This window comes from Leifsonia sp. YAF41 (genome assembly GCF_052113185.1).
Taxonomy (GTDB): Bacteria; Actinomycetota; Actinomycetes; order Actinomycetales; family Microbacteriaceae; genus Cryobacterium.
In genome coordinates, this window is sequence record NZ_JBFRCS010000005.1 from 156,454 (window position 1) to 173,535 (window position 17,082).

Below are 17,082 nucleotides of genomic sequence, written 5' to 3' on the forward strand. Positions count from 1 at the left end.
GCCATCTGTCATCCACCGCTGAGAGGCCCTAGCGGTTCGCTCCCAGGTGGTCGACGATTGCTGCATGAGCACTGTCGCTACCCCTTCCGTTGACCCGGTTTTACCCACCCGGCTGCCCATCCGGCTGATCGACGAGAACGGCGTCGCCGTGGAGGGCGAGCAAACGGCCGGCTTCACGATTCCGGATGTCGCAACACTGTTGGATCTGTATCGCAAGATGGTTCTCGCTCGCCGTTTCGACGCCCAGGTCACCGCGCTGACCCGGCAGGGGCGGCTGGCCACCTACCCGTCGGCGCTCGGCCAGGAGGCCTGCGAGATCGCATCCGTCGCCGCGCTCGGACCGACCGACTGGCTGTTTCCGACCTACCGCGACACCATCGCGCTGCTCACCCGCGGGGTGAGCCCGGTCGAAATCTTGTCATTCTTCCGCGGTGATTGGCATGGCGGGTTCGACCCGCACGAGCACCGCATCTCCCCGCAGTCGACCCCGCTGGCCACGCAGGCGCTGCACGCCGTCGGCCTGGCCACCGCCGCGAAACTCAAGCACGACGACACCGTCGCGCTCACCTTTCTCGGCGACGGGTCAACCAGCGAGGGCGACGCCCACGAGGCCTTCAACTTCGCCTCCGTCTGGCAGGCGCCGGCAGTTTTTGTGATTCAGAACAATCAGTATGCGATCAGCGTTCCGTTCAGCAAGCAGTCGCACGCTCGCACCCTGGCCGATCGGGCGATCGGCTACGGCATGCCCGGCTACTTCGTCGACGGCAACGATGTCGCCGCCATGTTCGCGGTGATCACGGCGAGCATCGATCGCGCCCGCACCGGCGGCGGCCCGACGATGATCGAGGGCCTCACCTACCGGATGGAGTCGCACACCAACTCCGACGACCCCACCCGCTATCGCGACGCATCCGAGGTCGAGCACTGGCGCCGACTCGACCCGGTCGAACGTCTCGAAAAGTACCTGACCGACATCGGAGCCCTCACCGACGAGGTGCGCCTGTCGATCACGAGCGACGCTGAAGACCTCGCCACCCTCACCCGCGACGCGATGAACGAAACACCCGTGATCGACCCGCTCTCACTCTTCGACCACATCTACGCACAGCCCCGCCCCGCGCTGCTCGAACAGCGCGAGTTTCTCGCCCGCGAGTTGGCCTCGATCGAACCGGGAACCCCCTCATGACCATCATCGACAACCCGACCCCCGCCGCGAAGCCCCGCAAGCCGGACACCGTGAACGCGGGACAGCACGCGACACCGGATGCCTCGGACGCCTCGGCATCCACCACCCCGCCGGCTCCCACCTCGCTGAGCATTGCCGGCGCATTGAATGCCGCGCTCCGCGACGCCCTCGCCGAGGACCCGAACGTTGTTGTCTTCGGAGAGGATGTCGGCCCGCTCGGCGGAGTGTTCCGGGTGACCGATGCCCTGCAGAAGCAATTCGGTGAGGAGCGGGTCTGGGACTCGCCGCTGGCCGAATCCGGCATCGTCGGCACCGCGATCGGCATGGCCATGTACGGCCTGCGCCCGGTGGTCGAAATGCAGTTCGACGCGTTCAGCTACCCCGCGTTCGAGCAGATCACCTCGCACCTGGCGAAGATGCGCAACCGCACGAAGGGCCGGGTGACGCTGCCGATCGTCATCCGCATTCCCTACGCCGGAGGAATCGGCGGCGTCGAGCACCACTCCGATTCGTCGGAGGCGTACTGGACCCACACTCCGGGCCTGACCGTCGTCACCCCGTCGAATCCGGCCGACGCCTATTCGATGCTGCGTGAGGCGATCGCGAGCGACGACCCGGTCATTTTTCTGGAGCCGAAGAGTCGCTACTGGGTGAAGGATGACGTGGCTCTGCCCACGCAGACTCTCCCGATGACCGAGGCGCAGGTGCTGCGGGTCGGCAGCGACGTCACGCTGCTCGCCTACGGGCCCACCGTGAAGACCGCGCTTCACGCCGCCGAGCTCGGCGAGCAGGAGGGACTCTCGGTCGAGGTCATCGACCTCCGCAGCCTCTCCCCGTTCGACGATGCGACGGTGAGCGCGTCGGTGCGCAAGACCGGCCGGGCTGCGGTCATCCACGAGGCCGCCCAGTTCGGCGGCTACGGCGCCGAAGTTGCCGCGCGGGTGACTGAGCGCAACTTCTTCTACCTGGCTGCGCCCATTCTGCGGATCGCGGGCTTCGACATCCCGTACCCCGCTCCGAAGCTCGAAGAGCACTATCTGCCGACTGCCGAACGCGTGCTTGCCGCGCTTGACACCTGGGAATGGTGAGCTTGATGCCGCGCGAAATTCTGACACCTGAGGCTCTGACGCCCCACGATTTTCTGCTGCCCGACCTGGGCGAGGGGCTGACCGAGGCGGAGATCGTGTCGTGGCTGGTCAAGCCCGGCGATGTGATTGCCATCGACCAGGTGGTGGTCGAGGTGGAGTCCGCGAAGTCCGTGGTCGAACTGCCGTCGCCGTTCGGCGGCCGGGTCGTGACGCTGCATGCCGCGGCGGGCGAAGTGGTGCACAAGGGGTCGCCGTTGATCACGGTGGTGCCGGTGGGCGCTGAGCTGTCGGCGGATGCTGGGGTTTCGGTGGATGCTGAGGCTTTGGTGGATGCTGAGGCTCCCGTCTCGGCTCGTCCGCTTGATTCCGGAATGGCGGCGGGCTCCGGCGCGGTTCTTGTCGGGTACGGAACGAGCGAGTCGACGGTGCGGCTGAAGCGACCGGCCGGTGGACGGTTCGGGGCCCGCACGCTCACGCCGGCCTCGGCTCCCGCGACGGCCATTCTCGACCCGAGCCGGCGCTCCCCTGTCGTCTCCCCGCTCGTGCGCAAGCGGGCGAAATCGCACGGCTTTGATGCAAGCCAATTGGTCGGCAGCGGTCCGGATTCCCTCGTGCTGCGCGACGACGTCGAGGCGGCGATTGCCGCACTCGCGTCGCAGAACTCGGCCACGCTGAGGGAGCCCGGCACGACCGAGACCGACCGTGCCGCATCCGTCGGGTCGGCTGCGTCGACGCCCGCAACCGTGTCATCCGTCATGCCGTCAGCCGCTTCCGGCCCGTCGGCGACGACCCTCGTCGCGCCGGACGCGGTGCCGCACCTCGGCACCGACGATCTGCGCATCCCGATCACCGGTCTGCGCAAGGTCGTGGCTGAGCGCCTCAGCCGGTCGCGCCGGGAGATTCCCGAGGCGACGATCTGGCTTGACGTCGACGCGACCGAACTGTTCACGGCCAAGGAGCGGCTGCAGAAGTCCACGGGCGAGCGGTTCAGCCTGACCGCCTTGATCGCACGTTTCGTCGTGGCCGGGCTGCGGCAGTATCCAATCCTCAACTCGTCGCTGAGCGCCGACGGTCAGGCGATCATCCAGCACGGGCGGATCAACCTCGGGCTGGCTGCGCAGACGCCGCGCGGGCTGATGGTTCCGGTCGTGCACAACGCGCAGGACATGACGACCAGTCAGCTGCGGGATGCGATCGTGGCTCTCGTCACGGCCAGCGAGAAGGGCGAATTCGGGCCCGGAACCCTGTCGGGCGGCACCTTCACCCTCAACAACTACGGCGGATTCGGCGTCGACGGCTCCACCCCAATCATCAACTTCCCTGAGGTAGCGATGCTCGGAATCGGGCGAGTGCTTGAGCGCCCGTGGGTCGTTGATGGGGAGTTGGCGGTGCGTCGGGTGATGCAACTCTCGTTCGTGTTCGACCACCGTGTCTGTGACGGCGATGTCGCATCCGGTTTCCTCACCTATGTGGCGCGCTGCATCGAGGAGCCGCTGCTGCTGCTCGGCAATGTGTAGTTCTACTGCGTTGCGCGGGTTGAACGCCTCCGCGCGGGTTGAGTTCACCCCGCGCGGCGGCGTTCAACCGGCGCGGTGGCCGACTAGCGCCGTTCCCCGCAGCGGAGATTTCGCGTGATTCGGGGAATTCCGCCCCGAATTCCACACGTTTCTGAAGAATCTCCGCAGTTGCAAACCTCACAGGTTCCCGTCCGTCGGCTGCTCCTCGATCAACGATGTGTCGATAATGTTCAGCTGTGGAAGCCTCCAGCCTCCTGGGAGCGCTGCGGGTGCTCAAGGCTGAACATGAGCGACTGCTGGATGCTAGACGCGAGTCCCCGTGAACACCGGACGCCGCTTCTGCTGGAACGCCGCGAAGCCCTCCCGGTAGTCGTCGGTCGCGCAGAGCGCACCCTGGGCCGCATTCTCGTCGGCGAGTGAGGTCCAGAGTCCGATCCGCTCGTCCCGCAACCGCGCGACGAGGGCTTTGCTCGCCAGGAACGCGCCGGTCGCACCGGTCGCCACCTTCGCGACTCGCTCCCGGGTGAACTCCAGCAGGGAATCCTCCGGTACGGCCCGGCTGAACAGGCCGGCCGCCACGGCTTCCGCCCCACTCATCAGCTCTGCCGTGTAGATCAGGTCGAGCGTGCGGTGCGCGCCGAGCCGTTCGACGAAGAGCGCATGTCCCCCCGAATCGAGCGTCGCCCCGAGGTTCGCGAACGGGGATCCGATCTTCGCGGTTTCCGCCACGTAGACCACATCCGTCGCGATCAACAGTCCGAGACCGACGCCGAGGCAGGCGCCTTGCGCCGCGGCGAAGGTCGGTGCGGGAAAGCTCGCGAGCTGACGCAGCAGCGGAGTGACCACGTCATCCAGGTAGCCGCGCGCGTCATCCGTCGCCGGATCGACCCCCGAAATGTCCCGCCCGGCACAGAACGCACGCCCTTCGCCGCGCAGCAGAAGCGCACGCACACCCGCCTCATGCGCCTCCGTCAGCGCACTCGAGAGACCGGCGATCGCACTCTCGTCGAGCGCGTTGAGCTTGGCCGGGTCATTCAGAACGATCTCGGCGACGCCGTCGGCGATGGTCACTTCAACGGGCATGACACTCCTTCAATTTGCAGCGGATGCGACGTCAACGCTCACGGTCACGCGTCGTAGTTGACGCAGACCTTCTCGCTCGTGGGAACAGCCTGGCAGGTGAGCACATACCCACGCGCCAATTCCTCGGGCTCGAGCGCGTAGTTTTCGACCATGTCGACGGTGCCCTCGGTGAGCACCGCGCGGCAGGTGCCGCAGACGCCGCCCGCACAGGCGAACGGCACGTCACCGCGCACGCGCAACGCCGCGTTCAGGATGCTCTCGTTGCTGTGCACCGGGCTCGTCACCGTGGCCGTCGTGCCATCGAGCACGAACGAAATGCTGTGCACCTGATCGTCATCGCGCGGAAGAACAGGCCGCCCGGCTTGCCCGGTGAGGTTGTCGGGGCGGTCGGTCGTAAAGAGTTCGTAGCGGATGGCTGACACGTCGACGCCCAGCTCGGCGAGGGTGTCGCGGCAGAGCTGAACGAGATCGAACGGTCCGCAGATGAACCATTCGTCGACATTCGCCGGGCTGATCAGCGCGTCGAGGATGTTGCGCACCTTCTCGGCGTCGAGGCGGCCGGAGAGCAGCTCTGAACTCCGGCGCTCGCGAGTGAGCACGTGATAGAGCGCGAGCCTGGCGGGGTAGCGGTCTTTCAGGTCGGCGAGTTCGTCGACGAACATCGTGTCCATCGCGGTGCGGTTGGAGTAGACGAGCGAGAACGTGTTGCCGGGCGACGCCTTGAGGGTTCCCTCGATCAGGGCCATCACCGGGGTGATTCCCGAGCCGGCGGCAATCGCCACGTAGTGCGCGTTGGCGCGCACGGGCACCTGCGAGGTGAACCGGCCCTCCGGGCTCATCACGTCGATCTGCATGCCGGGCTGGAGGTTCTCGATGGCCCAGGTCGAGAACAGTCCGCCGAGGTCGCGCTTGATCGCGACCTTCAGCTCACCGGCGACCGGCGCCTGGCAGATCGAATAGCTGCGACGCACGTCTTCGCCGCCGAGCGAGGTGCGGATCGCGATGTACTGCCCCGGCGCATAGTCGTATTTGCCGGCCAGCTCGTCGGGAACGGCGAAGGTGATCTCCACCGAATCCGCCGTGAGTGGGCGCACCGCCGAAACGGTCAGCGAGTGAAAGCGCGCGCGACGCCGGGTCGGGATGATGCGGGAGTCGGACGCCGCGGCATCCGTCGGATCGACTGGCGTCGCATCCGTCATATCTGTGGCGCCGGTCGTTGTCGAGTCTGCAGTTGTCGAATCGGCAGTCGTCATGGCTGTCATTCTCAGTGTTCCTTGAAGTAGTCGAACGGCTCCTGGCAGCGCTGGCACACGTAGAGTGCCTTGCACGAGGTGGAGCCGAAGCGGGAGAGTTCGCGCGTGTGCAGCGAGCCGCAGTGCGGGCAGCGGATGCCGAGGCCCAGGCTCACTTTGCCGCCGGGTTGGCGAGCAGCCGGGGCTGCGATCCCGTACTCCTCCAGCTTCGCCCGGCCGGCGTCGCTCAGCCAGTCGGTGGTCCAGGCGGGGGCCAGCACAACGTTGACCGTGACGCTCGTGTAGCCGTGCTGAGTGAGCGCGGTCACGATGTCGTCGCGCATCGCGTCGACGGCTGGGCAGCCGGAGTAGGTGGGCGTGATGTCGACCGAAACCGCACCGTCGGCGACGTTGACGCGGCGCAGCACGCCGAGGTCTTCGATCGTCAGCACCGGAACTTCGGGGTCACAGACCGTGGCCGCGATGGCCCAGGCGGCGCGGTCGGCGTCGCTCGCGGGCAGCGGGCGAGCTTCGGCTTCGAGGGCCGACGCAGCGTCAACTTCCGCGGCGGCGAGTGCCGCGGCAGTCGTTGCCTGATCGACTCGAGAATCCAAAACGGTGGCTACCATGACGCTCCCGGGTGCGCGCGAGCGAGCACCTGCATCTCGGCGAGCAGCGTGCCGAGGGCCTCGGAATGCACGCCGTCACGCCCACCGCCGCGCACCGGCTGCATTGTCGGAACCGTGAGACCGGCGTCCTCAATCAGCTTCGGAACTGTGGCGTCGAACCCCGCGCGCATCCGCGCCGAGTCGGCGGCGATGCCCGGCAGCGCGGCCGCAGCGGGCTCGTCCCGAAAGAGTTCATCGGCAAACGGCCACATCGCGTCGAGCCCGCGCTGCATCCGACGGTGCGACTCGTCGGTGCCGAGGCCCAGGCGCAGCAGCCACTGAATGCTGTGATCGAGGTGGTAGTCAACCTCTTTGACCGCCTTGGCCGCGATCGCGGCGAGCATCGGGTCGGCCGAGTTCGACAGCTCGCGGTAGAGCAGGTCGAAATAGACGGATGCGATCAGCTGCTTCGCAATGGTCTGCGCGAAGTCGCCGTTCGGCTGCTCGAACAGCTGGCGGCAGCGGAACTCGGACTCGGAGCGGAAGTAGGCGAGGTCGTCTTCGCTCTTGCCCCAGGCCGAACCGGCGTAGGTGAGCAGGCTGCGGGCGTGGCCGAGCACGTCGAGTCCGATGTTGCCGAGGGCGATGTCCTCTTCGATTTCAGGGGCGTTCGCGATCCACTCCCCCAGGCGTTGCGCGAGAATCAGCGCGTCGTCGCCGAGTCCGAGGGCGTACTGCGCCACGGCATCGGATGCGACGAGGTCGGTGCGTTCGATCGACTCAGCGATCGACTCGGGCGTAACGACCGAGGCGTTGCCGATCCGTGGGATCTGCGAGGCCGAGGCGTGCGTGCCGGCTGCGGTACTCATAGGTGGGGCACCGTTTCGGAGGCCGTGTAGTACGTGGCGTGACGGTAGTCCTTGCCCTGCGGGGACTCGAAAAATGCACCCTTCGCATCCGGATCTGACGCGGTGATCGCCGACGCGGGAACGACCCACACCGACACTCCCTCGCCGCGGCGTGTGTAGAGGTCGCGGGCGTTACGCACGGCCATGATCTCGTCAGGGGCGTGCAGCGAACCGGCGTGCACGTGGGACAGACCGCGGGAAGAGCGGATGAAGACTTCCCACAGCGGCCACGTCTCGCGCTTGCCTGAATCTCCGGGGCTGGTCATGATGCGATCCTCTGGGTCTCGTTCTGGGCGTTGTCGGCCTGCTTGTCGGCTTGTTCGTCGGCCTGCTTCTTGTCGGCATAGGCGCGGGCTGCTTCGCGCACCCATTCGCCGCCCTCGTGGGCGTCGCGCCGGCGGTTCACCCGCACGGTGTTGGCCTGGCCGCGGCCAGCCAGCACCTCGTGGAACTCGGTCCAATCGAGTTCGCCGAAGTCGTAGTGGCCGCGCTCTTCGTTCCAGGCAATGTCGGGGTCTGGCAGGGTGACGCCAAGAATCTCGGCCTGGGGAACGAGCATGTCGACGAAGCGCTGGCGCAGCTCGTCGTTGCCGAAGCGCTTGATGTTCCAGGCCATGCTCTGCTGCGAGTTCGGCGAGTCGCCATCCGGCGGGCCGAACATCATCAGGGCCGGCGCGTACCAACGATTGACCGACTCTTGGGCCATGGCCTTCTGCTCGTCGGATCCGTTCATCAACGACAGCAGAATCTCGAAGCCTTGACGCTGGTGGAACGATTCCTCTTTGCAGATGCGCACCATCGCGCGGGCGTAGGGGCCATAGGATGCCCGGCACAGCGGCACCTGGTTGCAGATTGCGGCGCCGTCGACGAGCCAGCCGATCGAACCCATGTCGGCCCAGGTCGGGCTCAGGTAGTTGAAGATCGACGAGTACTTGGCCTTGCCGGTGATCAGCTGGTCGAACATGGTCTCGCGGTCGACGCCAAGCGTCTGGGCGGCGGAGTAGAGGTAGAGCCCGTGGCCGGCTTCGTCTTGCACCTTGGCCATCAGGATCGCCTTGCGCTTGAGACTGGGCGCGCGGGTGATCCAGTTGCCCTCCGGCTGCATGCCGATGATCTCGGAATGCGCGTGCTGCGAAATCTGGCGCACGAGGGTCTTGCGGTAGCCCTCCGGCATCCAGTCGGTCGGCTCGACCCGGCTGTCGGCGGCGATAATTTCGTCGAACCGTGCCTGGCCGACTTCGTCGGCGGTGCCACTGGGGGTATCCACGAGGAGCCTCCTTGCTCTGAGGCTACGAAAGCCGCTGGTTCCGGTGAGCTTCATTGCTACCACTTACCGATCGTTCAGTAAAACTATCACGGCGGGCCACCCCGATCAAGATCGGTCTTCGGATAGAGTCGTGTTCTCATGAATCCCTCAGCAGAGACCGGCTCCCCGGCCACCGGTGGCGGAACGAACGGCGGCGCTGGCAGCAGCGCCGGCGGCGTCTCGGGTAGCGCCGGCGGCGGCGGAAACGGTCGCAGCGGACGCGCGCCCTATGACCTCCCGGCCGTGCTCGACATCGCCGTCGCCGCGTTCAATGACTATGGCTATGACGCCACCTCGATGGGGCTGCTGGCCGAACGTCTCGGCACGAGCAAGTCAGCGGTTTACTACCACGTGAGCAGCAAAGAGGATCTGCTGCGCATGGCTCTCGAGCGCGCGCTGGGCGAGCTCGAAGGCATCCTGACCCAGCCCGGCGCGACCGAGGGGGCCGCCGATGAGCGCCTGCGCTACGTGCTGCGTGGTGCGGTCAAGGTGCTCGTCGAGGAGCTTCCGTACGTCACGCTGCTGCTGCGCCTGCGCGGCAACACCGAGCTGGAGCGCGATGCGCTCGCCCGCCGCCGCGAGTTCGACAACGCGGTGTCGGCCCTGGTCGAGGAGGCCCGCGATGCGGGAACTCTGCGCGCGGATGTCGACGCCCGCACGACGACGCGGCTACTGTTCGGCATGATCAACTCGATCGTTGAGTGGTACAAGCCGGGCGGATCCCTGACCCAGGACCAGCTGGCGGATGACGTGATCACGGTCGCCTTCGACGGCCTGCGGGTGCACGACGGCCGCTGAGCAATCTCGCTCAGCTCTCTCGTCGCCCCGCCTGCGTCGCCGGCCTTCTCGTTGGTCGAGCTTGTCGAGACCGCGCGAGACAATCTCTGAACCTAGGTCGCGTCTGAGGATCGGCCCACGAGGTCTCGACAAGCTCGACCACCGGCATCCGCCCTCTCCGGCTTCTGTCGCCCTTGCTCTCCTCACCGCAATAGCCGTTCGCGCGCAATAGCCGTTGGCGGTGGATCGGCATACTTTTGTTGGAGGATTACGTCCGACCGGCAAGGGAGAGAGTCATGACCACGCTGCCCGATCGACCGAACACCGCGCTCATCGTGATCGACGCTCAGAAAGGTGTCGTGGACGGGGCCTATCAGCGGGATGCCGTCATCTCGAACATCAACACGCTGGTTGACAAGGCGCGCGCCGAGGGCGTGACCATCGTCTGGGTGCAGCACTCTTCCGAGGAAATGGCCCGGGGAAGCGCGACGTGGKGGTTCGTGAGCGAGCTGTCCCGGCGGGAGTCTGAGCCTCTCATCCACAAGTTGTATGGCGACTCTTTTGAGGGCACCGACCTGGCGGATGTGCTGGCCGACGCCGGCGTCGGACGCCTGATCGTGACTGGTGCTGAAACGGATGCCTGTATCCGCTCTACGATCCACGGCGCCTTCACTCGTGGCTTCGATGTCACCCTCGTTGGCGACGCGCACACGACAAACGACCTCTCCGCGTGGGGCGCTCCGCCACCCGAGGTGACCATCGCCCACATCAACCTCTATTGGCAATATCAGGATGCGCCAGGTCGGGTCGCCGGCGTTTCAGCGACGAAAGATGTGAGCTTCAGCCGTTGATCCGCGCAGTCTGACCATCCGCATAGCGACCGGAACTACGCGGAAGAATTCAACCCAGCCAGCCGGAGCACGGCTGACAATCCTTCGGGTGTCCCCGGCCAATTTCGCTCCACCGCGTCGCTGCCCGCCCGACGAGTCGCGAATCGCAGAGCGATCGCGACGATGATGGCGTCGTCGGCATAGCCGAGAACGGGGATGAAATCCGGAATCAAATCGATCGGCGACAGCAGGTAGAGCAGAAGAACCGCGAGCCAGATTCGAACACCACCCGACACGGTTCGATCGGAGGCAAGGCGCTTGAGCAGCCGCGCTACGTCGGGCGCGAGTCGAACGAGGTCGCGAAGCGAAGCACCGCCCGGATGCCGACGCTGCTCGATCCAGAGAACCAGAACGAGAGCCAGCCACAGGATCAGCAACCCGCCGAGCACGCTCAGACCGACCTCCCACCAGGTCGTCATGAGCCGCTCCCGCGCGGACGGAAGCGCATCGCCGCACGATCGGTTGACATCATCTCCCCATTCTCGCTCGATCGCCGGCATCCGCTGCTGATCGAGCGCAACGTAAAGGAGGAGATCCGGCGACACACCGTGCAAACCTGGCGCTCCCAGGCGGCGAGTCGCAGAATCTCCTCCTGACCGTAGCCATCCACGCAGTAAGCTGCTTGATACAAGCTTGCTACAAAGGGGATGTCGCGCAATGGCTTTTACATGGGGAATTCTTGCGGTCGCCGCGGTCGGCCTGATTCTCGGCCTGATCTATCGTTCGGCTCGGAGTCGGCGCGAGTACCTCGTGTTGGCCTTCACCGACCGGATTGGCCTCCCTGTCACGCCCGAAATTGTTGATCGCGTCGATCGTCGCATCCGCGATGGCTACATCGGTTTCTCGCTAGGCGCCCTCGTCGCGCTCGTGACGTTCGGCATGGTGGTCCTCGTCGCGCCTCAACTTGTTCCCACCGGTCTCGCCGGATTCGCCGTGAGCGGGGTCCTCATGGCAGCACCGGCCACCGGCGGCGCGTTGTCGACCCTCCGCCAGTTTCCACTTCGAGGCGGCTCTGGCACCTCACGAGTCGCGCGCCTCGAAGCGCCCACCCTGACCGACTATGTGAATCCGGGATGGGTCTGGGCCGCCACAGGAGGAACGGCCTTCGGGGCGTCCCTCACGATTGGGCTGGTCACCGGCGCCCTCCCGACGAATCCGGGAAATGCCGGCCTTCCTCTCGGTGGAGTGGTGGCGTTGTCGGTGCTCTCGATCGTTGGCCTGATCGGCGTGGTTGTGCTGAGCCGACAGCTTCTGACCATCTCGCAGCCGGCGGCGACCGAACTCGAGCTGCAGTGGGACGACGCCTTGCGCGCCTCCGCCCTGCGCGACATCTGGATCGCATCCATCGGCCTCGCGACAGCGACGATTGTCTCGGCCTGTTCCTGGGTGTTGGACATGAGCTCCCCGTCGTACTACGCGATCATGCTGCTCGGAACCGCACCGATGATCTTGCTCTCACTCCCCGTGAGCAACCGGTCGAGCCGCCGTCTCTGGCAGCATTCCCTCGCGACGAGCTGACAGATGCTGATCATCATCGACCCGACCTCATCCACGCCACCGTACGAGCAGATCAGGATGCAGATCGCCGCCCTCGTGCGCTCGGGCGAGCTTGCGGCGGGCGCCCGCCTCCCGACCGTGCGTCGGCTGGCCGGAGACCTCGAACTGGCTCCGAATACGGTCGCCCGCACGTACCGTGAGCTCGAGAATGATGGGATCATCGAAACTCGCGGGCGCGCAGGATCGTTCGTTTCCCACCCCGGCGACGCGAACGAGCGCCTGGGCCAGGCTGCGGCGGATGCCTACGTCGAGCGGATTCGACAGCTCGGGATCGGTGCGGACGACGCGATCAGCTACGTGCAGAGGTCGATTGACAACGCGGGCTGAGAGTCAGCACGCGAGACTCCCTGCCGATATTGAGCCGCCGTGCGACGAAGCCGGTCAGGTAGGGTCGCGATATGGAACGCGCTGGCGAGCAACGGACATCCGTGGTTCGCATGTTTCCCGATTATGCGAACACCGTGCTGTGGTTTGTCGTTGGTCCGGTCAGATACAGCGAGAGTGCGCTCAGCCCCACGCTCGTGCGGGAGCTCGAGGAGTGGGAACAGTCCTACTATGACGGCCTCACACCCGACTATGAATGGCGCTCCCCGGAACGAGGGGAACAGGTGAGCGCCGAAGGCGAGCGGCTCGCGCAGCTCGTTGCCGACGAACTCGGCTCGGAGTTCGAGATAGATTTTGCCGATCGGCGCTTTCGTTCAACGAGCGCCGCAGATAATCCGAATGCCGCTACGGCATTTCGCGATTTGGCTGCGCACTTTCGCGCCGAACGCGAACGCATCGACAGGCAATCGAAGGATGCCGCCTCGGGTAGCGGCGTCGCCGGGTGGTACGCGAAGATTCGGGGCGGCGGACGAGTGTTCCTCCCTGTTCACGGCGATGCATCGCAACAAGAACCTGAAAAACCCGCTCAGTGAGGCAGCGCAAGCGCCGTATCCGTGGAGCCTGTCCGCTTGCCCCGTCCGCAGATCAACGATCTAGTGAGTCTCAGAGAAGTCGAGGCCGAGCACGCGTCGCACGATTTCCCTGCCATGGTCCTCCTCGATGAAACTCATGCCGATCTTCTTGGCAATGCGAACTGAGGCGGCATTGTCGGGGTGGATGATCGCGACAAGGTGGGCCGTTCCCAGAACGTCGCGCGCAAAATCGCGGCACGCGGCCGCCGCCTCCGTCGCATAGCCGCGCCCCTGAAGGGCGGCGCGCACGTGGTAGCCGACCTCCAGCTCGCGCCGACCGTTGACCTGCTGCCAGGTCAGGCCGCAGTCCCCCACAAACTCGCCGTCGCGCGTCTCGATGATCCAGAGTCCGAACCCGTGCTCGGCGTAGTTCCGCTGATTCCACTCGATCCAAGCCCGCGCTTCGTCCCGGGTCTTCGGGGCCGGGTAGTAGGTCATCACGTCGGGATCCCCGAGCAGAGCCGCCATGTTCTCGAGGTCGCCGAGGGTCATCGGCCGAAAGTGCAGGCGCTCGGTGTCGCCGGGTGCACTCCCCGCAGCGGATGCGACATGGTTCCCATGAATCGACAGCTCGAGATCGATGAACGCCGCGATCATCGCCCGATAGGTGCGCTCCACCACCTCCGGCGATGCAGCCGCTTCGTTGGCAAGTGCCCGCACCTTGTCGACGACCTTCTCCACGCGATCCGGCGCCCTGACGGCATCCTGATCGGGCTTCAACGCACCAGCCTCGACCACCCAGCGCTGGCGCTCGGCGATCAGCTGGACGATCTGCCGATCCAACGCGTCAATTTCCGCGCGAACACCCTCGATATCTAGCCCTGTCATCTGACCGATCCTATTGAGAAATCAGTGCGACCGGCAGCCGACTGAGTCCAACTAAGTTGCGCCGCTGACTAGTCTGCGTCACAATCTAGTCATGGACAGAGAGAACTGGCCCTCCGGGTGGCTGCGCGGCGTGATCGAGCTCGCGGTGCTGGCCATCGCCTCCGAAGGAGAAACGTACGGCTACGTTCTCGGTGTTCGACTGGCCGAGGCCGGCCTCGGCACAGTCAAAGGCGGCACGCTCTATCCAATTCTCAACCGTCTTGAAGAGGGCGGCGCCCTCGCTGCGGAGTGGCGCCCCGGAGACGGCGGCCCCGGCCGAAAGTACTACGTCATCACCGAGGCGGGGCAGCAACGCCTTACCTCCGAGCGCCAACACTGGCTCACGTTTAGTGGCCGAGCCACGTCAATCATCACGGGGGAAGCGAAATCCAAATGACGCGCGAAACGATAGAAAAGTACACATCAGAGCTCGTCATGGAGCTGCGAGAGCATGAGGTCGGCGGCAAAATCATCGGTGACGCGGTCGCTCAGGTTGAAAGCCATAGTGCCGAAAGCGGAGCAGAGCCGTCGGCCGAGTTCGGCACTCCACAAGAGTTTGCTGGTGAACTCGCACGAGGACGCACGAAGAAAATCGGATGGCCGCTCTACGTCACCAGCGCGATCCTCACGCTCGGCGGAGGCGTGCTGTTGCTACGCGGAATCTTCGGAGTGATCCAGGACCGAGAAATCCTTTGGGGAATTCCGCCGCTGGTTGGGATCATCGTCGGCACCCTCGCCATTCTCGCTTGGATCCTCGTGATGATCGTTGCAGCCGATCCGATCCGGGATCCCCGACGCCGCTCCTAGCCCAGCCCACCGGTCTCGACAGGCTCGACCGCCGGAAAAGAGATGGCCCTTTCCGCTCATGAACTTCAGGCTCATATGACTCTGAAGTTCATTGGCGAAAAACGAGTGCCCTGCTCTCGGCGACACGGACGAGAGATTCGCGATCGCGAGGCGCGCTACTCCTTCGCGACCAGCGTCAGCACGTCATAGGTCGCCACGACCTCGTCGTTCTGGTTCAGCAGCACCGCGTCCCAGCGCACCTCGCCGTACTCGTCGGTCTCCCGCGGCGTGATCTGCTTCGCCGTCAGCGTGACGCGCACGGTGTCGCCCGGCGACACCGGCGTGACGAAGCGCAGGTTCTCGAGTCCGTAGTTGGCGAGCACCGGCCCCGGCGCCGGATCGACGAACAGACCTGCTGCGAAGGAGAGCAGCAGGTATCCGTGGGCCACCCGCCCCGGGAAGAACGGGTTCGCCGCGGCCGCCTCCTCGTCGGTGTGCGCATAGAACGTGTCGCCGGTGAACTCAGCGAAGTGACCGATGTCGTCGAGCGTGATCTCACGGGGCTCGGAGGCGACGGCGTCGCCGATGTGCAGACGCGCGAGCGACTTGCGGAACGGGTGCTCGTCACCGACCGCGCTCGGGGCGCCCGCGCGCCACTGGCCGGTCAGCGCGGTGAGTACGGCCGGCGATCCCTGCACAGCCGTGCGCTGCATGTAGTGAAGCACCGAGCGGATGCCGCCCAGCTCCTCGCCACCACCGGCCCGACCCGGCCCGCCGTGCACTAGGTGCGGAACCGGGGAGCCGTGCCCCGTGCTGGTGCGCGCGACGCTTCCGTCGAGCACGAGAACCCGCCCGTGGAACGGGGCGATTCCGCCGAACAGCGGCGCGACAGCGGCCGGGTCGGCGCTGGCAATCGTGGCGACGAGCGAGCCGCCGCCGCGGTTGGCGAGCCGCACGGCATCCGCCACGTCGTCGTAGCCGATCATCGAGGCGACCGGTCCGAACGCCTCGATCTCGTGCACGGCGACGGCATCGGAGTCGTCGAAACGCAGCAAGACCGGCGAGACGAAGGCACCCGACGGAGCCGCGCCGACCGTGCCGTCGACATGGGTCACGAGCGGCGCATCCAGGGTGCCCCAGGCCACCTGCCCGCCACCGGCCAGCAGGGCGTTGATGCTCTTCTGCACCTCGTCGCGCTGGTCGAGGCTCGCGAGCGGCCCCATCGTGACGCCCTCGGCGCGCGGGTCGCCGAGCACCACGCGCTTCTCCAGACGCGCGCCGACCGCCTCGGCGACGGCGTCCATCCGCTCGCGCGGCACGATCAGGCGGCGGATGCTCGTGCACTTCTGGCCGGCCTTCGCCGTCATCTCGGTGACGACGGATGCGACATACGCGTCGAACTCCGGCGTGCCCGGCTCGGCATCCGGGCCGAGGATTGCGGCGTTGAGCGAGTCGGTCTCACAGGTGAGGTCGACGCCGACTTCGAGCACATTGGGGTGCGCCGAGAACGAGCGCGCAGTGGACGCGGAGCCGGTGAACCCGACCTTGTCGCGCACATCCAGAAAATCCAGGAAACCGCGCACCGACCCGCTGACCAGCTGCAGCGAGCCCTCGGGCAGCAACCCGGAATCGAGCATCGCGCGCACGCAAGCCTCGGTCACGAAGGCGGTCGGGGTGGCCGGCTTGACGATGCTCGGCACGCCGGCGAGGAAGGCCGGCGCGAACTTCTCAAGCATCCCCCAGACCGGAAAGTTGAAGGCGTTCACCTGGAATGCGACACCCGGGACCCGCGTGTAGACGTGCTGGCCGCCGAACGAGCCGTCGCGGGCCAGATTCTCGGGGACGCCGTCGACATACACCGTGCTGTTCGGCAGTTCGCGGCGCCCTTTCGAGCCGTAGGTGAAGAGCACGCCGATGCCGCCGTCGATGTCGATCATCGAGTCACGCCGGGTCGCGCCGGTCTTGTCGCTCAACTCGTAGAGGCCGTCTTTGACCGAGTTGAGGTAGCCGGCAAGGGCCTTGAGCACGAGGGCGCGCTGGTGGAAGGTGAGCTCACCGAGGCTCTTCTGGCCGACCGAGCGGGCGTAGTCGATGGCCGCGCCGAGGTCGAGCCCGTCGGAACTGACGAGCGCCACGACCTCACCGGTCGACGCGTCGCGCACCGGCACGGGGGTTCCGGCTCCCGGCGCGGGCGCCCACCAGGCGCCCTGCACGAAGCTCGGCACCACGCGCGCCTCGGCGGTGGCGTCGGGCAGTGATTCAGCGGAGGTGCCGGTGGTGGTCTCGGTCTGCGTGGTCATTGTGAATCCTTTTCGAGAGAC

The 17,082-nt window shown here is 66.2% G+C and carries 19 protein-coding genes; 10 read left to right on the forward strand and 9 right to left on the reverse strand.

What is annotated here, in order from left to right; all coding sequences use genetic code 11:
* Nucleotides 1–64 precede the first annotated feature (64 nt).
* From pdhA to AB4Y63_RS06655, 3 genes are read left to right on the forward strand one after another with little or no spacing between them, the layout of a single operon-like run.
* A complete protein-coding gene (pdhA, locus tag AB4Y63_RS06645) occupies nucleotides 65–1,186 on the forward strand; it encodes a pyruvate dehydrogenase (acetyl-transferring) E1 component subunit alpha (protein WP_441790258.1) in 1,122 nt (373 codons plus the stop codon).
* The gene (locus AB4Y63_RS06650) at nucleotides 1,183–2,274 is read left to right on the forward strand and encodes an alpha-ketoacid dehydrogenase subunit beta (protein WP_441790259.1); all 1,092 of its coding nucleotides are present in this window, start codon (nucleotides 1,183–1,185) and stop codon (nucleotides 2,272–2,274) included. Before pdhA ends, AB4Y63_RS06650 begins: the two co-directional genes overlap by 4 nt.
* A 5-nt stretch (nucleotides 2,275–2,279) precedes the next feature.
* Nucleotides 2,280–3,791, forward strand: a complete 1,512-nt coding sequence (locus tag AB4Y63_RS06655) for a dihydrolipoamide acetyltransferase family protein (protein ID WP_441790260.1) — start codon at nucleotides 2,280–2,282, stop codon at nucleotides 3,789–3,791.
* Nucleotides 3,792–4,094: 303 nt separating this feature from the next.
* Here AB4Y63_RS06655 and AB4Y63_RS06660 read toward each other — a convergent pair whose 3' ends face one another.
* The 6 genes from AB4Y63_RS06660 to paaA form a co-directional block, all read right to left on the reverse strand.
* Nucleotides 4,095–4,874 (reverse strand): enoyl-CoA hydratase/isomerase family protein, encoded by a 780-nt coding sequence (locus AB4Y63_RS06660; RefSeq protein ID WP_441790261.1) that lies wholly within the window; start codon nucleotides 4,872–4,874, stop codon nucleotides 4,095–4,097.
* 44 nt (nucleotides 4,875–4,918) lie between these two features.
* Nucleotides 4,919–6,073 (reverse strand): 1,2-phenylacetyl-CoA epoxidase subunit PaaE, encoded by a 1,155-nt coding sequence (paaE, locus tag AB4Y63_RS06665; protein ID WP_441790314.1) that lies wholly within the window; start codon nucleotides 6,071–6,073, stop codon nucleotides 4,919–4,921.
* A 65-nt stretch (nucleotides 6,074–6,138) separates the two neighbouring features.
* Complete coding sequence (gene paaD, locus AB4Y63_RS06670; RefSeq protein ID WP_441790262.1) at nucleotides 6,139–6,735, reverse strand: 1,2-phenylacetyl-CoA epoxidase subunit PaaD; 597 nt, start codon at nucleotides 6,733–6,735, stop codon at nucleotides 6,139–6,141.
* Nucleotides 6,729–7,583: a 1,2-phenylacetyl-CoA epoxidase subunit PaaC gene (paaC, locus tag AB4Y63_RS06675; protein WP_441790263.1), complete on the reverse strand. Its 855-nt coding sequence runs from the start codon at nucleotides 7,581–7,583 to the stop codon at nucleotides 6,729–6,731. Before paaC ends, paaD begins: the two co-directional genes overlap by 7 nt.
* Nucleotides 7,580–7,888 (reverse strand): 1,2-phenylacetyl-CoA epoxidase subunit PaaB, encoded by a 309-nt coding sequence (gene paaB / locus AB4Y63_RS06680; protein ID WP_441790264.1) that lies wholly within the window; start codon nucleotides 7,886–7,888, stop codon nucleotides 7,580–7,582. The genes paaC and paaB overlap by 4 nt, the downstream gene beginning before the upstream one ends.
* A complete protein-coding gene (paaA, locus tag AB4Y63_RS06685; RefSeq protein ID WP_441790315.1) occupies nucleotides 7,885–8,943 on the reverse strand; it encodes a 1,2-phenylacetyl-CoA epoxidase subunit PaaA in 1,059 nt (352 codons plus the stop codon). The genes paaB and paaA overlap by 4 nt, the downstream gene beginning before the upstream one ends.
* 84 nt (nucleotides 8,944–9,027) lie before the next feature.
* Between paaA and AB4Y63_RS06690 the strand changes: the two genes are divergently transcribed.
* Nucleotides 9,028–9,726, forward strand: a complete 699-nt coding sequence (locus AB4Y63_RS06690; RefSeq protein ID WP_441790265.1) for a TetR/AcrR family transcriptional regulator — start codon at nucleotides 9,028–9,030, stop codon at nucleotides 9,724–9,726.
* A 275-nt stretch (nucleotides 9,727–10,001) separates the two neighbouring features.
* On the forward strand, nucleotides 10,002–10,556 hold the full coding sequence (locus AB4Y63_RS06695; RefSeq protein WP_441790266.1) for an isochorismatase family protein: 555 nt from the start codon (nucleotides 10,002–10,004) through the stop codon (nucleotides 10,554–10,556).
* Between the two features lie 35 nt (nucleotides 10,557–10,591).
* Here AB4Y63_RS06695 and AB4Y63_RS06700 read toward each other — a convergent pair whose 3' ends face one another.
* The gene (locus AB4Y63_RS06700) at nucleotides 10,592–11,014 is read right to left on the reverse strand and encodes a YkvA family protein (protein ID WP_441790267.1); all 423 of its coding nucleotides are present in this window, start codon (nucleotides 11,012–11,014) and stop codon (nucleotides 10,592–10,594) included.
* Between the two features lie 238 nt (nucleotides 11,015–11,252).
* Here AB4Y63_RS06700 and AB4Y63_RS06705 point away from each other — a divergent pair, with 238 nt between their 5' ends.
* The 3 genes from AB4Y63_RS06705 to AB4Y63_RS06715 all read left to right on the forward strand — a co-directional run bounded on the left by AB4Y63_RS06705 (nucleotide 11,253) and on the right by AB4Y63_RS06715 (nucleotide 13,069).
* The gene (locus AB4Y63_RS06705) at nucleotides 11,253–12,113 is read left to right on the forward strand and encodes a hypothetical protein (RefSeq protein ID WP_441790268.1); all 861 of its coding nucleotides are present in this window, start codon (nucleotides 11,253–11,255) and stop codon (nucleotides 12,111–12,113) included.
* Nucleotides 12,114–12,116: 3 nt separating this feature from the next.
* Nucleotides 12,117–12,479, forward strand: a complete 363-nt coding sequence (locus tag AB4Y63_RS06710) for a GntR family transcriptional regulator (protein ID WP_441790269.1) — start codon at nucleotides 12,117–12,119, stop codon at nucleotides 12,477–12,479.
* Between the two features lie 71 nt (nucleotides 12,480–12,550).
* A complete protein-coding gene (locus AB4Y63_RS06715) occupies nucleotides 12,551–13,069 on the forward strand; it encodes a hypothetical protein (RefSeq protein WP_441790270.1) in 519 nt (172 codons plus the stop codon).
* A 60-nt stretch (nucleotides 13,070–13,129) separates the two neighbouring features.
* Here the strand turns inward: AB4Y63_RS06715 and AB4Y63_RS06720 are convergent, their stop codons facing one another.
* Nucleotides 13,130–13,936 (reverse strand): GNAT family N-acetyltransferase, encoded by an 807-nt coding sequence (locus AB4Y63_RS06720; RefSeq protein ID WP_441790271.1) that lies wholly within the window; start codon nucleotides 13,934–13,936, stop codon nucleotides 13,130–13,132.
* A gap of 91 nt (nucleotides 13,937–14,027) precedes the next feature.
* On the opposite strand from AB4Y63_RS06720, the gene AB4Y63_RS06725 reads away from it, so the two are divergent.
* Both AB4Y63_RS06725 and AB4Y63_RS06730 read left to right on the forward strand, forming a co-directional pair.
* Nucleotides 14,028–14,372, forward strand: coding sequence for a PadR family transcriptional regulator (locus AB4Y63_RS06725; protein ID WP_441790272.1), 345 nt, complete (start codon nucleotides 14,028–14,030; stop codon nucleotides 14,370–14,372).
* Nucleotides 14,369–14,782, forward strand: coding sequence for a hypothetical protein (locus tag AB4Y63_RS06730; RefSeq protein ID WP_441790273.1), 414 nt, complete (start codon nucleotides 14,369–14,371; stop codon nucleotides 14,780–14,782). The genes AB4Y63_RS06725 and AB4Y63_RS06730 overlap by 4 nt, the downstream gene beginning before the upstream one ends.
* A 155-nt stretch (nucleotides 14,783–14,937) precedes the next feature.
* Here AB4Y63_RS06730 and paaZ read toward each other — a convergent pair whose 3' ends face one another.
* Nucleotides 14,938–17,061 carry a phenylacetic acid degradation bifunctional protein PaaZ gene (paaZ, locus tag AB4Y63_RS06735; RefSeq protein ID WP_441790274.1) on the reverse strand — a complete coding sequence of 708 codons (2,124 nt, stop codon included), beginning with the start codon at nucleotides 17,059–17,061 and terminating at the stop codon, nucleotides 14,938–14,940.
* Nucleotides 17,062–17,082 lie beyond the last annotated feature (21 nt).